Consider the following 14,186-nt stretch of genomic DNA (forward strand, 5'->3'; position numbering starts at 1 on the left):
ATGAGTAAACATGGCTTGTGCGGGCGGGCTTCGATACGAATAATCCGGCCAGCAAATCCGGAGGCATAAAGTGAGCGAACACGCAGCATTCAATTGGCAGGACCCTTTTCTGCTCGAAGACCAACTGACCGATGACGAGCGGATGATCCGCGACGCCGCCGCCGCCTTCGGCAAGTCGGAACTTTTGCCGCGTGTCTCCGAGGCCTATCTTTCTGAGACCACCGAACCGGAACTGTTCCGCCTGATGGGCCGGACCGGCCTTCTCGGCATTACGCTTCCGGAAGAATATGGCGCGGCCAATGCCAGCTACGTGGCCTATGGTCTCGTCGCCCGCGAGGTCGAGCGGATCGACAGCGGTTACCGCTCGATGATGAGCGTGCAATCCTCGCTCGTGATCCACCCGATCTTCGCTTATGGCTCGGACGAGCAGAAGAAGAAATATCTGCCCGGCCTCGTCTCCGGCGAATTGATCGGCTGTTTCGGCCTGACCGAGCCGGATGCCGGTTCCGATCCCGGCGGCATGAAGACCCGTGCTGAAAAGATCGCCGGCGGTTATCGTCTGCGCGGTTCGAAGATGTGGATTTCCAACGCGCCGATCGCCGATGTCTTCGTCGTCTGGGCGAAATCGGAAGCCCATGACAACCAGATCAGGGGCTTCGTGCTGGAAAAGGGCATGAAGGGCCTCTCCGCCCCCAAGATCGGCGGCAAGCTGTCGCTGCGCGCCTCCATCACCGGCGAGATCGTTCTGGACGGTGTGGAAGTGAGCGAAGACGCGCTGTTGCCCAATGTTTCCGGCCTGAAAGGCCCATTCGGCTGCCTCAACCGCGCCCGCTACGGCATTTCCTGGGGTGTGATGGGTGCTGCCGAAGATTGCTGGTTCCGCGCCCTGCAATATGGTCTCGACCGCAAGCAGTTCGGCAAGCCGCTCGCCGGCATGCAGCTTTACCAGAAGAAGCTCGCCGACATGCAGACCGAAATCGCGCTTGGCCTTCAGGCGTCGCTGCGCGTCGGCCGGCTGATGGACGAGCACAGGATGGCGCCGGAAATGATCTCCATCATCAAGCGCAACAATTGCGGCAAGGCGCTGGATATCGCCCGCCAGGCCCGCGACATGCATGGCGGCAACGGCATCCAGATCGAATATCACGTCATGCGCCACGCGCAGAACCTCGAGACGGTCAACACCTATGAGGGCACGCATGACGTCCACGCGCTGATCCTCGGCCGGGCGCAGACGGACATTCAGGCGTTTTTCTGAGGCTTTATCTGCGTCGTTTCCATTAAAAAAGGCCTTCGAAGATCGCTTCGAAGGCCTTTTGTTTTTCGAGCTCGCTCGTAGGCTCAGAACGTGCCGCGCACGCCGATACCGAACATGCGCGGTTCGGTCATGCTGGCCTCGATGCCGCCGATGCCGCGGTTTTCCTTCATCAGCGTCGGGGCACGCTCATCGAAGACGTTCTTGACGTAGGCGTAGAATTCAAGCTCGTCCTGGAACTTGTAGCTCGCCCGCACATCCGCGATCGTATAGGGATCGATCGCATAAACGGCCTTGTTATCCGTGTCGGAATAATAACCGTCGAGATGGCGCACCTGCCCCGAAACGGTGAACTTGTCCGTCACGTCCCAGCTTGCACCAATGGTGAAGCTGTAACCCGGCGACTTGGCGAATTCCTTGCCGACATAGGCGGCGTTGCTGGAAATCTCGTCGATTTTCGTCTTCAGCAGACCTGCGCTCGCCTTCAGCGTCAGATTGTCGAGAACCCGGTAATCCGCACCGATTTCCAGACCGTAGGCATGAGCCTCTTCGGCATTGACGGTGTAGGATTCGCTGATGCCAGTGGAGACGACGACCGGCACGTTAAACTGGGCATTCTTCATGTCCATGTAGAACAGGTTGCCGTTCACCGTCAGCGTGTCGTCGAGCAGGCTGGCGCGGGTGAAGAGCTCGTAGTTCCAGATGGTTTCCTTGTCGAAGCTCCGCCATTTGCTGGTGGTCAGGTCGAATGCGACGCCGCCAGGGTTATAACCACGGCTGACGAGGCCGCCCACCGTCCAGTCGTCATTGATGGCATAGGCCAGCGACGCCTTGGGCAGGATTTCCGAGAAGGTTTCGTCGTAATTGACGGAGCTTCTGCTGGTGGCGCTCAACGTCCGGTAACCGGCGCGCTGGATCTGGTCCTGCTGGTAGCGTAGGCCGCCCGTCAGGGTCCACTGGTCGGTCAGGCGATAGCTCAGCTCGCTGAAGAGGCCGAGATTGTCCTTGGTATCGTTGAAGCGTGACGTTCCGCGCAGATAAAGCACCTCGTCGGCGTTGGTATGCGCGTAATAAATGCCCGCGACACCGCTCAGCACATCTTCCTGATCGCCGAAGGTGACGCGTGTTTCGTGCGAGGTGTTCCTGAGATCGACATCCGCGTCGCCGTTATTCGCAATGCCAACCCGGCGTTTGGCGGTGGAGGCGGAAAACTGCGTCTGGTTGAACAGTTTCACGCCGTTCTCGAAATCGTAATTGATATCGAGAATGCCGGTATTGGTGTACTGCCTGAAATTCGGCATCGTGGTGGTGATGTGGTTGAGATCCTCGAAGGGACGCGACGCCGCCTCCTGGCTCGGCCGGTTCGAAGCATTATAGGAATAGGTCAGCTTCGTCGAAAGACCGGGTACTTCCGAAGGTTCCCACAGCAGCTTGAAGCGGCCGTTGAATTCCTTGAAGTCCTGATCGGTACCGCTATGGGCAAATGCGGAGTTGATATAATCGATGAAGGTATCACGACCGGAATAGTCGATCGCCATGCGCGCCGCCAGCTCATCCTCGATCAACGGTCCGGAAAAGGCAAATGACGCCCGCTTCTGGTGATAGTTGCCGATTTCGGCCTGATAGGAAGCCTCAGGCGTAAAGGTCGGGTCCTTGGTATTGACGAGGATCGCGCCGGCGATGGCGTTAGCGCCCTGCGAGGTGGTCTGCGGGCCGCGGAAGACCTCGATGCTGTCGACATCCCAGATGGAACTCGCGCCATAGATGAACTCGTTATAACCGAGATAATGGCCGTCGACATTGATCGTGGCGCGCGGCACCGTGCCGGTGAAGAAGGCGATGGAGCCGGTATTCGGTCCCTGCGTATCCTGTCCGCGAATGATGGGAGCGCTGACATTATCGGTGTAGACGATGTTCGGGATATCCTTGATCGCCTCCGATACGGTCGGGTCGCCGGTTTTTTCCGTCCTGATTTCCTCGGCGGTTTTGACCGAAACGGACGATGCCGTGTTCTTCATGTCGCGCGCCACTTTTTCACCGGTCACGACGATCGGTTTCAACACGGTCGTGCCCGCCGCCTCCGCCTGCTGATCCTGACCGAGAACCGGCGTCACAAACATTGTCGCCAGCGTCAGAGCGCTGACCCCGCTCATCAAACGACCGCTAGAGCTAAACCCCATCACACACCCCTAATAAACATGAGTATTAAAGTCATATTAAAGTAACGGATGCGTTATCCGTTTCGCAATAGAGAATGCGTTCTGTATTGCGGACAAAAAGGCTTCCGTAACTGGATGTGCCATATTTACAACAAAGTTTAAGCACCGCCTGTTCGGCAATCACGGTGTTGCGAATGAAAGCCACTGAAAAGGCAGCAGAAATCGATTCCGATTTCCACCCGGATGCGTTAGTCATTCTCGATACACCGGGGGAAGAAGCTTGAACGCCATGGATGACGACGCGGACGAATTGCCCGAAAACGAGGGCGAAAAGCGCTCGGCGCTTATTCAATCCGTGTCGATCGCGGCGCGTTTTCTCAACCTTCTCGCCAGATCGGATACGGCGCTTGCGCTTGGCGAACTGGCTAAACGCGCCGGCACCGGCCGTTCCACCGCCCATCGTTATATGCAGAGCCTGGTGCGGGAGGGACTGGTGACGCAGGATCCCGTAAGCGGCAGTTACGATCTTGGGCCGGCGGCGCTGGGGATCGGCATCAGTGCGCTCCGGCGAATCAATCCGGTCGAAACAGCCGGTCGCCAGATGAAAGCGCTCGCCGCGCAAATCGGCGCCAGTTGCGGCGTGGCGATCTGGACTGAACGCGGCCCGACCGTGGTGCGATGGGCAAGAAGCGCCAGTTTTTCAATCAGCACCGTGGCGCTCGGCGATGTTCTGCCGCTGGACAACAGCGCCTGCGGGCTGGTCTTCCAGTCTTACCTGCCGCCGGAGAGGATAGCCGCGGTGCGCAAGCTGCAACCGGCCACCTTTCGTGGCTCCCGCCCCGATGCCAGAGTTCTGGAAACCATTCGCGAGGCGGGTGGCGCGGAACTCAATGAACACCTGTTTTCCGCCCTGACGGGCAAGGCGGCTCCGGTTTTCGATGCCCAGGACGAGCTCTGTTGCGTCGTCACCACCGTATCCTTCGTGGCCAACGCCGAGGCCGAACAGCATTTTTCCCGACTGATCGAGGCGGCCAGACAGGCGACGGCCGAATCTGGCGGCGCATAGGCCTATTCGGCCAGATGTTCCGCGAAGGTGCGGCCGGAATAGGCCGTGCGGAACAGCCCGGCATCGGCGAGTTTCGGCAACAGCCGTTCCAGCACCAGCCGCATCGACGCCACCGAACCGCCGGGCACTGCGACAAAACCGTCGATGGCCCCGGCCACCGCCCATTCGCGGATGGTCTCGACGGCATCCTCGACAGTGCCGATGATCTGCCAATGGCCGGAACCCATCACCTCCGGACGCCGCAGCAAATCCGCGACGCTCAGCGTCTCCCGCTCGATCAGCCGGCGCAGGAGGTTGGCGTGGGTACGGCTTCTCGGTGTCTCCGGCGGTGGCGGCAGATCGGACATGGTGACAACCCGCTGCAATGGCCAGTCCGAAAGATCGAGGCCGGTCATATCGCGAATGGAGGCAAAGGCGCGGGTGCGGTTGGCGCGCGCATGGGTCTCCGCGAAGAGTTCCAGCGCCTCCTTGCCGGTGTCCGCGAGATAAAGGCTAAGGCCCGGCATCAGCTTCACGCCGTCGGCGTTGCGGCCGTGGCCCTCGGCACGCCGCCGCAAATCCGCCCTGAGCTCGATGGCCGCCTGCATATCCGGTGTGGAGGCAAAAACAGCATCCGCCACCAACGAGGCGAAATCACGGCCTTCGGGCGAAGCGCCCGCCTGCACCAGCGGAATACGGCTGGCATGGGCCGGCAGGTTGAGCGGGCCTTTCACACTGAAATGCCTGCCCTCATGCGCGACCGGATGCACCAGCGAGGAATCGGCGAACCGCCCGCTTTCCCTGTCGAGTTTAAGAGCTTCGTTTGGAAAACTCGCCCAGAGCTGCTGTACGACCTGCGTGAATTCGGCGGCGCGCTCATAGCGCTCCTGCGGTGAAGGCATCTCTCTCAGGCCGAAATTTTCGTGCCCCTCCAGCGCCGTAACGATGTTCCACCCCGCCCTGCCGTTGCTCAGCCAGTTCAGCGACTGTATCTGGCGGGCGACCACATAGGGCGGCAGAAACGTGGTCGATACGGTGGATAACAGGCCGACATGGCTGGTTTCCCGGGCGATGGCGGAAAGAAGCATGGTTGGGTCCATGCTGGCAAATCCGCCGCCGGTTTCCAGCCCCTCGGTGCGCAGGAAAAGCGTATCCGGCCGGAACACGAAATCCACATGCGCGGCCTCCGCACGCTGCGCCAGATCGACGAAATAATCGCTGGAAAACACCCCGTTTATACCGCTGTCGGCACGCCGCCACGCCTCGCCGCTGAGCCAGGTTGGGGCCAGCGACATGCCGACATGAAGCTTGGTCGCGACTGACATGATGCACCTCGACTGAAATAACCGGTAAGAAATTCACGCCCTGAATCGGCAAATTTCGATTTGTGGAGAGTTTTACTATAGTTTAGTGTCGCTTCAAGACCACACCATCGCCCTTGCCGGAAAGAAACACGTTTTCTGCTAGTTCGATGTTTAAATTCAAATACTTATAACGGCCGTGCGGCGTCTCGACGCATGGCCGCATGAATAACAGGAGTTGTATCCGGTGCTTGACGCCACGGACCTTCACGCCAGTTATGGCCATGTTCCGGTCTTGAAAGGACTGTCCGCCCGTTTCCGGGCCGGCCGTGTCACCGCGCTGGTCGGCCCCAATGGCTGCGGCAAGTCGACGCTGTTGAAGACCATCATGGGTTTCCTGCCTTTGTCATCAGGCAGGATAAGCCTTGGCGAGCGTTTGATCGGCGAGATCGGACGCCGGGACCTTGCCCGCCGCATCGCCTATCTGCCGCAGGAATGCCATTGCCCTGACTATATGACGCTTGGCGAACTGATCGAGCTTGCCGGTTACGCCCGTTACGGTCTTGCAGGCGGCCCGACCGAACGCGACCGGGCGCTTTTTGCCGAGGCGCTGAAGACCGTCGGGCTGGAAGACAAGGCGAAAGCGCAGGTCAACACGCTGTCCGGCGGCCAGCGCCAGCGCGCCTTCATCGCCATGGTGCTGGCGCAGGATACGGACGTCATCCTGATGGACGAGCCAGTCAACCATCTAGACATGAAGTACCAATATGCCGTTCTCGGCCTCGTGCGCGAACTGAGCGACAGGCACGGCAAGACGGTTATTGTCGTGCTGCACGATCTCAACCTCGCCTCCACTTTCGCCGATGATGTCATCATGCTGAAGGCCGGGCGAGTTCTGGCGTCCGGACCGGTGACGACTACGGTCACATCAGCCAATGTCGCCGAGGTCTTCGATCTCGACGCCGATATCTTCTCCCGTCAGGGACGGCTCATCTGCGTGCCCCGGCTGGAGCGGCAGGAACAGGCCATTCCGGCATGACCTCTAAAATAACGCTGATTTTTGCCGCAGCGCTGCTGCTGGCCGCCATCCTCATCTTCAATCTGGTGGTGATGGCTGCCGAGATGCCGCTTGCCGAAATCGCGGCGACGCTCTGGCGTGGCGAGGCCGATACCTATCAGCAGTCGGTGCTTCTCTATCAGCAAATCCCGCGGTCGCTGATTGCGATTTATGTGGGCGCCACCACCGCCGTCAGCGGCTGCGTGCTGCAGGGGCTTGTCCGCAATCCCCTCGCCTCGCCCTCCACGCTGGGGCTGAATGCCGGGGCGACGCTTTTTGTGATCGCCGGCGCGCTGGTGTTCGATTTCTCTCCCGAGGTGCAGGGGCTCGCGGCGCTCGCGGGCGCCGGTTTCGGCTTTGCCGCCTGCTTTTTCGTCGCGCGTCTCGCCGGCCGGTCGAACGATCCGCGCGGCCTGTCACTCATTCTTGCCGGCGCGCTGGTTTCCATGCTGCTGATCGGCGTGACCAATGCCCTGCTTCTCTCCAACCCCACGCGGCGCGCCGAATTCCTGAGCTGGGTGGGCGGCAATATCAACCACGTCTATGCCGAGCGCCTGTTCGATTTCTGGTGGATCGGCGCCATTGCGCTGGTGATATTGTGGGCGGTCGCCCGGCCGCTGACGCTTGTTCTGCTGGGTCCAGAAAAGGCCGCTTCCGCCGGTGTGAATGTCACGCGCATTTCCCGGGTCGCGCTCTTCGCCACCATGCTGGCGTCGGGTTCGGCGGTGGCGATCTGCGGCCCGATCGGTTTTGTCGGCCTCATCGTGCCGCATATGATCCGGCCGCTGGTGGGTGTGAATTTCACGCTCGCTTTGCCCGCGTCCGCCCTTGTCGGCGCGGGCCTCTGCGTGCTGGCCGATCTTGGCGCGCAAACCCTGTTTGCGCCCTATGTGGTCAATACCGGGCTGTTCATGGACCTGCTCGGCGGCCTCGTCTTCATCGTCATCGTCAAGCGCTTCTATCTTTCGCCTTCGGCAAGGGGGCTTTCATGAAACGGTATTTCGCCACCGACGGTAAAGCTGTGCTGCGGCTGCCGAGCGGCCTGCAGATCGGCATCGGCAATCTGAAAGCCGGCCTTGCCTTGATTGCGCTGGCGCTGGCGCTGGCTGCCATTTCCGCCAGCCTCGGCAATACCGAAACCGGCCTTATCGAGCTACTGCGCGGCCTTGCCGGCGGGCATCTCAGCGACGATCAGGCCTATGCGCTGTGGACGGTGCGGCTGCCGCGCATCCTCCTCGGTTTCATGGCCGGCTGGAGTGTGGCGCTGGCAGGCGCGATGCTGCAATCCGTCGCCCGCAATCCACTGGCCGATCCCGGCCTGTTCGGTCTGAGCCAGGGGTCGATGACCACCATCATGCTGCTTCTGGTGCTGGTGCCGGCCGCACCCAAGACGCTGGTGGCGCTTGCGGCTGTCGGTGGTGGCCTTGCCGTCGCCTTCCTCCTGATCGCGCTTGTCGGACGCGAACGCTCGAGCGGCCTTGCCATATTGCTGATGGGGATCGCAATCGAATCGGCGCTTTCCTCCGTTTCATCAGTGCTTCTGCTCTACACGCCCGCCGAAACCTCGCTCTCGCTGGCGGACTGGATGGCCGGTTCGCTGTTTCAGGCAAGCTGGCCAACCATCTTCGTTTTCGCACCCCTCTTCGGCGCAAGCCTTTTGGGTATTTTTCTCATCGGCCGGGCGCTTGCGGTTTTCGATCTGGGCAATGAGATGGCCATGGCGCTGGGTGAAACGGTCAAGCGCTCGCGCCCGCTCGTCATTGTTTTTGCGGTCATCCTCAGCGCCGCTTCCGTTACCGCTGTTGGCCCCCTGACCTTTCTCGGCGTCATCGCCCCACATCTCGCCACCTTCGTTTCGCCAGCCGTCGGCCGCGCCAGACTTTTCCTCTCGGGTCTCACCGGCGGTATTCTAGTGGTGACGGCCGATACGCTGTCGCGCGGGCTGGTGGCCGATACGCCGATGCCAATCGGCCTTGCGCTGACGCTGATCGGCGTGCCGCTTTTCATCCTCACGCTGCGCCTGCAGGCGCTGCGCAGAACCAACACTCACTGAAGACATCGAATAAAGGGAATGCCATGCGAATTGCCATCCTCATCGCCGCCATTCTGGCCGCCGGAACAAGCCTCGCCGCCGAGCGCAGTGTAACCGATGCCGCCGGCCGCAGCGTCTCCGTTCCGGAAAGGCCGCAACGCATCGTCGTCATGCACGAGCCGCTCTTGGGAGTGCCGCTGATGGATCTCGGCGCCAATGTGGTCGGCGCCTATGGCCGCAACAGCGACGGCAAATTCGCAACCGCCGTCGATTTCATCGATACGGTTCTGGGTGAAGGCGACGCAAAACCGAAAGGTTTCGGCGCCGTCGGCCAGATCGACCTTGAAAAGCTGCGGGCGCTGCAACCGGACCTGATCGTTGCCACCGAAATGGACAGCGGCAAGGCCGCGCAGCTTTCCACCGTCGCACCCGTCTATCTGCAAAAGGCAAGCGCCGGCAAAGCCTATGGCTTCAGCGTGGAGGAGGATCTTGCCGCTCTGGTCGGGCGAAGCGACGTCTACGCCGAGCGCCGTAAGACCTATGACACCAGGCTTGCCGCGGTCAAAAAGGCGCTGGGCGAAGAGGCGAAAGGCAAGACCTATCTGGCGATCCTGCTGACCGACCAGATCAATGCGGTGGGCGACATGTCCGGCGCGGTGCAGGCGCTGGAGGACCTGGGATATGTCCGGCTGAAAATCGACGGCGCCGCCTCTTCGGGCGGAATGGGCTCGACCCTGGTGATGCCGCTCAGCGCCGATGCCTTCGGCAAGCTCAATCCCGATCTGCTTGTCGTGATGAACAGCTATACCAGCCCCGTCCGCGGCGAGGCAGGAACGCGCGCCGCACTTGAAAAGATCATTCCCGGCTGGGAGCGTTTCGTAAAACCGGCGCGCGAGAAAAGGATCGTCTTCCTCGATTCCACCAGGGTCACGACGCCTTCCATTCCGAGCGCCTTGCACACGTTGGACGAGGTCGAAAGCTGGGCCGGTCGCCGCTGATCAGTCGGCGGCAATGCAGTTTGAATCCGCAGCGATATAAACTTGAGTTTTTGAAGAAAGTTATATTGCGACAGCGGAAACCGCCTGTTATGGTTCGCGCATATTGACGCAACGACGCCGGATCGCGTGCCGGAAAAATCCCGACGCGCGATTGTCCGGCCCGCCGATCCGGGACTGCGACACCGCCGACCCCATCGGCAATATCCCAGGAAAGACAACAGCATGAGCATGCCAGAAACGATAGGTTCCGCAACACCGGACCGCACTCCCAAACGCCATCGCCACGCCGTCGCGCTGCGCGCGCTCAATGTCGTGCGCGTCGAAAAGCTCAGCCGGTCCATGGTCCGCATCGTCCTGACCGGACCGGAACTGGAGGGCTTTGCGAGCCTCGGTTTTGACGACCACGTCAAGATGTTCTTCCCCCAGCCCGGCGAAACCGAACCGAGCCTGCCGGTGATCGGCCCGAACGGCATTGAATTCCCGGAAGGCGCGCCGCGCCCGCTGGCGCGCGACTACACGCCGCGCAGCTTCGATGCCGAAAAAGGCGAACTCGCCATCGATTTCGCCACCCATCATGACGGCCCCGCCAGCAACTGGGCGAAAGCCGCAAAGGTGGGCGACAAGGCATGGATCGCCGGTCCACGCGGCTCCTTCACCGTTCCCTTCACCTATGACTGGCATCTGCTGATTGCCGACGATACCGGCCTTCCCGCGCTGGCGCGGCGACTGGAGGAAATGCCCGAGGGCACCCGCGTCGTGGCGCTGATCGAGGTCGAGACGGATGCGGATCGGCTGGAACTTACGACGAAGGCGGACGCCTCGATTGTCTGGGTAACGCAAAAGACGGAAAACGGAACCGATCACGATGCATTGGCGGGCGCGCTGCGCAAGCTGGAGCTGCCGAAGGGCGACTTCTTCAGCTGGGTCGCCTGCGAATCGAAGACCGCAAAGGAGGTTCGCGCCCTTCTGGTCGAGGAGTTCGGCGCCAACCCCAAATGGACTCGCGCTTCCGGCTACTGGCGTCGCGGCGCCAGCGGCGTTCACGATCATTTCGATGAATGAACCGGTAATCGCGGCGGGTGCCATGCTGGAAGCGAAAACGATGATGACGGAACTCAAGGCCCTTCTCGCCAGGGTTCTGGATGATGAGGTGCGCGATATCGAACCGGGGGACAACCTGTTCGGCCGCGGGCTTCATTCGCTTGCCCTCATGCGCCTGATGCCGCCGCTTTCACAGCTTGCCGGGACGCGGCTCGATTATGACGATCTGGCCCGGCAGCCCACGCTTGCCGCCTGGCAGGCGCTCATCGAACGGTCGCGCGCGGGACATTGATCCCGCGAGAAAGATCAGCCGCTTTCCCAGGGCGGCCGCCGAATATTTCCAAGGAGAGGACCATGGCAGCAGACAATACACGTGTGCTCGCACGTCGCATCGAAGAAACCTTCGACAAGGGAAACGCAGCCCCGCCGAGCCAATACGAAGAACGGGTCTGGTTCGAGCAGTTTCAGGATCCTGATCAGGTCTTCCGGCAGCTTCTCGCCTATCGCATCGGTGAAGAATGCGATCTGCTGCGCCTGACCTCGGCGCTGAAGACGGTTTGCGAGGTCTGGCCCGAGCTTCGTGCGCGCTTTGCCTTCGGCGAGGACGGCACTCTTGCCAAGAGCATCGAAGCCCCGTCCGCATCCATCGTGCAATTGCTGCATGTTCCCTCGGCAGACGAGGCCCTCACCTTGCTGCACGCCCTCCAGGCAAGACCCTTCGATGCCGAAACCGACCCGCCTTTTCAGGCCGTCGTGCTTTTGAGCGAAGGAGAAATCCTGCTGGCATTTCTGGTCCACGGCTTGCTCGGCGAAGTCCTCTCACCGCAGATCCTGCTGGAAGGTATCACGGCGGCCTATGCCGGTGAGACGCCAAAGCCGCTTTCGCCGCGCGCGGTCGAAAACGGCAGCGTCGACCCACTTCCGCTCAGCTGGCTGCAACGGCCGGCCTCCGGCTCGACCGTCGTGGCGCTGCGGCAAAACGGGATCGACAGGCCGGCGAGCCACAGCCACGGTGTCGATCTTCCCACAACCCTGCTCGGCCTCAACAGTTCCACGGCGGGGAATGCGCTTCTGGCCCGCGCCGGCTCGCGTTTCGCCCTTTTCCTCGCAAAAAACGGTGGTCCAGAGACCGTAACCCTGCGCCTGCAGCCCGGCGTTGCCATGCCGATTTCAGCCGAAGCCGCAGCACGGGTGGCGATCTCCCGCGGCCAATCGCCCGAACAGGCTGAAAAGGCCGTGCTGGCGGGGCTGGAACAGCGAAACGACAATGAAGGTGGAACGGCCACCTTCACGCTGCAGGCGCTTGCGACGCCCGTTCAGGCCATATCGGAGCATGGCCTCCAGTTTGAGCACCTGCCCCTGCCCTCCCTGCAATCCGGTCTCGGCCTGACCCTTGCTGCCGGTCCGACCTCAGCTGGCGATATCCGCCTAGAACTGACGGGTGGCAAGGAGACATCGCCACATGCGACGGCCTTCCTGCTGGAGCGCTTCGTCAGCCATCTTGAAGGCGGCGCGGATTTTTCCGGCATCGTCCCTCAAAACGCCTCGACAGCATCGGAACAGGCAGCCCTTTCGCCCGCCGCTTCCGGTCAGAACGACGACACCGCTGCGACAATCCTTACCGAATTCCGTGAAGCACTTGCTTCACCGGGCATGGGACCGGATGATGATTTCTTCGATTTTGGCGGCCATTCGCTGATCGCCACCCGCATCATCGGGCGTCTTCTCGCCAATCACGGCATCGAGCTGCGCTTCAACGACCTGTTCAGCTACCCGACCGCCGCCTCGCTCGCAAAACAGGCGACCCGGCTTGAAACCGCCGCACCTGCGCAGGCCGAGGCAACGGCGACCGGCTCGCTGACTGCGCCACTTTCGCTGGCGCAGATGTCGCTCTGGAAAGCCTATGCCGCCTTCGGTTTCGGCGAAATCTTCAACATTCCCTTCGCGCTCGATTTCCTCGATCCCGTGGATGAGAATGCCTTCGAATGCGCCTTCCTCGACATTATCGAGCGCCATCCCGGCCTGCGAACCCATTTCTACGTCGAAAATGATACGGTTCTGCAGAAGATCGTGCCGATGCATGATCTGCCCGGGTACAAATGGTTCTGGACCAGCGAGGAAAGCCAAGGTGTGGACCGGCACGCGGAGGCCGGCTGGCGGTTCGATCTTGCGAGTGAACTGCCGATGCGCCTGCGCTTCCTGCGGGATGCACAGACCGGCCGCCAGGTGCTTTCCTTCCTCTTCCATCACATCGTGCTGGACGAATGGTCGGTGAACCTGATGATGGACGAGCTGACCGAGGCCTACCGGGCAAGGGCCGCGGGCAAGGCCCCGGTCTTTGCGACCAGACCGGCACCCTTCCATGAATTTGCAAGAAAACAGGTGGCGTCAGGTGTGAATGCCGGCCATCTTGCCTACTGGACGGACATGCTGCGGGATGCGCCGAAAGGCCTTACCCTCAACGGACAGGATGGCACGCCGCACGAGGCGTCGCAGGATGAAGCCCCGGCAGGCGGCTGGATCGAGTTCAAGCTGGAAAAACATGTCAGCGACGGGCTTTACGCCATTGCCAGGCAGAACAGCGCTTCGCTGTTCAACGTGGTCTATGCCGCAATTGCCGCATCGCTGCGCCATCTCGGCGGGTTGAGCGATCTTGTGGTCGGCACCTCGGCTTCGGGCCGCACGGACAGCGGTTATTTCGATACGATCGGTTATTTCACCACTGTCGTTGCCCATCGCGTGCGTTTCGGCGAGACCATGACCATCGGCGAACTGATTTCTTCGGTGAAGAACACCATCAACGGTTCGCTGGAACACAGCGAAATCCCGATCGATCTCGTCGAGGAAGCGCTGGGCATGACGCCGGGCCGTGATCATCTGTTCGAGGTCTTCATCCAGATCCACGCCAAGAACAAGCTGAACGGCACCCTCGCCGGGCCGGATGGCAAGCCGGTGGAGTTCCGCCAGATCGACCCCGACAAGCACGAATCCATGCTGGGACTGCAATTCGAGGTGATGGAAGAGACGATAGGCGGCGAGCGCTCCATTCGCGTGCTGATGAGCTACCGTTCGGACCGTTACGGCCCTGACGATGTCGAGCGGCTGCGCAACACCACCAGCGGCGTCTTCAGCCGTTTTGCCGAAGCCGGCGCTTCGAGCCGCGTGCTGACGACGCTCGCCTGAACCGGACTTGGGCAAAGAAAACCCGGCTTCGCCTGGCGGAGCCGGGTTATTTTTACCTATAAATGCTGCTGAGAATGTATTGGCGCGCCCCCTGCATCCGCACGCCGTCACCCCG

At 61.3% G+C, this 14,186-nt stretch carries 11 protein-coding genes; 9 read left to right on the plus strand and 2 right to left on the minus strand.

Features of this window, described 5'->3' with window-relative positions; translation table 11 throughout:
- Positions 1-70 precede the first annotated feature (70 nt).
- Positions 71-1,258, plus strand: coding sequence for an acyl-CoA dehydrogenase (locus DA915_RS19145; RefSeq protein WP_107676945.1), 1,188 nt, complete (start codon positions 71-73; stop codon positions 1,256-1,258).
- A gap of 83 nt (positions 1,259-1,341) precedes the next feature.
- On the opposite strand, the gene DA915_RS19150 is transcribed toward DA915_RS19145, so the two are convergent.
- A complete protein-coding gene (locus DA915_RS19150; protein WP_107676946.1) occupies positions 1,342-3,408 on the minus strand; it encodes a TonB-dependent receptor in 2,067 nt (688 codons plus the stop codon).
- A 295-nt stretch (positions 3,409-3,703) separates the two neighbouring features.
- On the opposite strand from DA915_RS19150, the gene DA915_RS19155 reads away from it, so the two are divergent.
- Positions 3,704-4,480, plus strand: a complete 777-nt coding sequence (locus DA915_RS19155; protein WP_107676947.1) for an IclR family transcriptional regulator — start codon at positions 3,704-3,706, stop codon at positions 4,478-4,480.
- Positions 4,481-4,482: 2 nt separating this feature from the next.
- On the opposite strand, the gene DA915_RS19160 is transcribed toward DA915_RS19155, so the two are convergent.
- Positions 4,483-5,784 carry an NtaA/DmoA family FMN-dependent monooxygenase gene (locus DA915_RS19160; protein WP_107676948.1) on the minus strand — a complete coding sequence of 434 codons (1,302 nt, stop codon included), beginning with the start codon at positions 5,782-5,784 and terminating at the stop codon, positions 4,483-4,485.
- 214 nt (positions 5,785-5,998) lie between these two features.
- Between DA915_RS19160 and DA915_RS19165 the strand changes: the two genes are divergently transcribed.
- The 7 genes from DA915_RS19165 to DA915_RS19195 all read left to right on the plus strand — a co-directional run bounded on the left by DA915_RS19165 (position 5,999) and on the right by DA915_RS19195 (position 14,071).
- Positions 5,999-6,799 carry an ABC transporter ATP-binding protein gene (locus DA915_RS19165; protein WP_107676949.1) on the plus strand — a complete coding sequence of 267 codons (801 nt, stop codon included), beginning with the start codon at positions 5,999-6,001 and terminating at the stop codon, positions 6,797-6,799.
- Positions 6,796-7,809: an iron ABC transporter permease gene (locus DA915_RS19170; RefSeq protein WP_107676950.1), complete on the plus strand. Its 1,014-nt coding sequence runs from the start codon at positions 6,796-6,798 to the stop codon at positions 7,807-7,809. The genes DA915_RS19165 and DA915_RS19170 overlap by 4 nt, the downstream gene beginning before the upstream one ends.
- Positions 7,806-8,870 carry an iron ABC transporter permease gene (locus tag DA915_RS19175; RefSeq protein ID WP_107676951.1) on the plus strand — a complete coding sequence of 355 codons (1,065 nt, stop codon included), beginning with the start codon at positions 7,806-7,808 and terminating at the stop codon, positions 8,868-8,870. The genes DA915_RS19170 and DA915_RS19175 overlap by 4 nt, the downstream gene beginning before the upstream one ends.
- A 23-nt stretch (positions 8,871-8,893) precedes the next feature.
- Positions 8,894-9,847, plus strand: a complete 954-nt coding sequence (locus tag DA915_RS19180; protein WP_107676952.1) for an ABC transporter substrate-binding protein — start codon at positions 8,894-8,896, stop codon at positions 9,845-9,847.
- Positions 9,848-10,069: 222 nt separating this feature from the next.
- Positions 10,070-10,909: a siderophore-interacting protein gene (locus DA915_RS19185; protein WP_107676953.1), complete on the plus strand. Its 840-nt coding sequence runs from the start codon at positions 10,070-10,072 to the stop codon at positions 10,907-10,909.
- Entirely contained in the window at positions 10,902-11,180 is a 279-nt protein-coding gene (locus DA915_RS19190; RefSeq protein ID WP_020809014.1) for a phosphopantetheine-binding protein, read from the plus strand. The genes DA915_RS19185 and DA915_RS19190 overlap by 8 nt, the downstream gene beginning before the upstream one ends.
- A gap of 62 nt (positions 11,181-11,242) precedes the next feature.
- The gene (locus DA915_RS19195) at positions 11,243-14,071 is read left to right on the plus strand and encodes a condensation domain-containing protein (RefSeq protein ID WP_107676954.1); all 2,829 of its coding nucleotides are present in this window, start codon (positions 11,243-11,245) and stop codon (positions 14,069-14,071) included.
- Positions 14,072-14,186: the final 115 nt, after the last annotated feature.

Source organism: Agrobacterium sp. LAD9, assembly GCF_003031125.1.
Taxonomy (GTDB): Bacteria; Pseudomonadota; Alphaproteobacteria; order Rhizobiales; family Rhizobiaceae; genus Agrobacterium; species Agrobacterium radiobacter.

Excerpts from the sequence above, each read along its gene's own strand:
- DA915_RS19150 (WP_107676946.1), bottom strand. The coding sequence starts at position 3,408 with ATGAGCGGGGTCAGCGCTCTGACGCTGGCGACAATGTTTGTGACGCCG.
- DA915_RS19155 (WP_107676947.1), top strand. The coding sequence starts at position 3,704 with ATGGATGACGACGCGGACGAATTGCCCGAAAACGAGGGCGAAAAGCGC.
- DA915_RS19160 (WP_107676948.1), bottom strand. The coding sequence starts at position 5,784 with ATGTCAGTCGCGACCAAGCTTCATGTCGGCATGTCGCTGGCCCCAACC.
- DA915_RS19170 (WP_107676950.1), top strand. The coding sequence starts at position 6,796 with ATGACCTCTAAAATAACGCTGATTTTTGCCGCAGCGCTGCTGCTGGCC.
- DA915_RS19175 (WP_107676951.1), top strand. The coding sequence starts at position 7,806 with ATGAAACGGTATTTCGCCACCGACGGTAAAGCTGTGCTGCGGCTGCCG.
- DA915_RS19180 (WP_107676952.1), top strand. The coding sequence starts at position 8,894 with ATGCGAATTGCCATCCTCATCGCCGCCATTCTGGCCGCCGGAACAAGC.
- DA915_RS19185 (WP_107676953.1), top strand. The coding sequence starts at position 10,070 with ATGAGCATGCCAGAAACGATAGGTTCCGCAACACCGGACCGCACTCCC.
- DA915_RS19190 (WP_020809014.1), top strand. The coding sequence starts at position 10,902 with ATGAATGAACCGGTAATCGCGGCGGGTGCCATGCTGGAAGCGAAAACG.
- DA915_RS19195 (WP_107676954.1), top strand. The coding sequence starts at position 11,243 with ATGGCAGCAGACAATACACGTGTGCTCGCACGTCGCATCGAAGAAACC.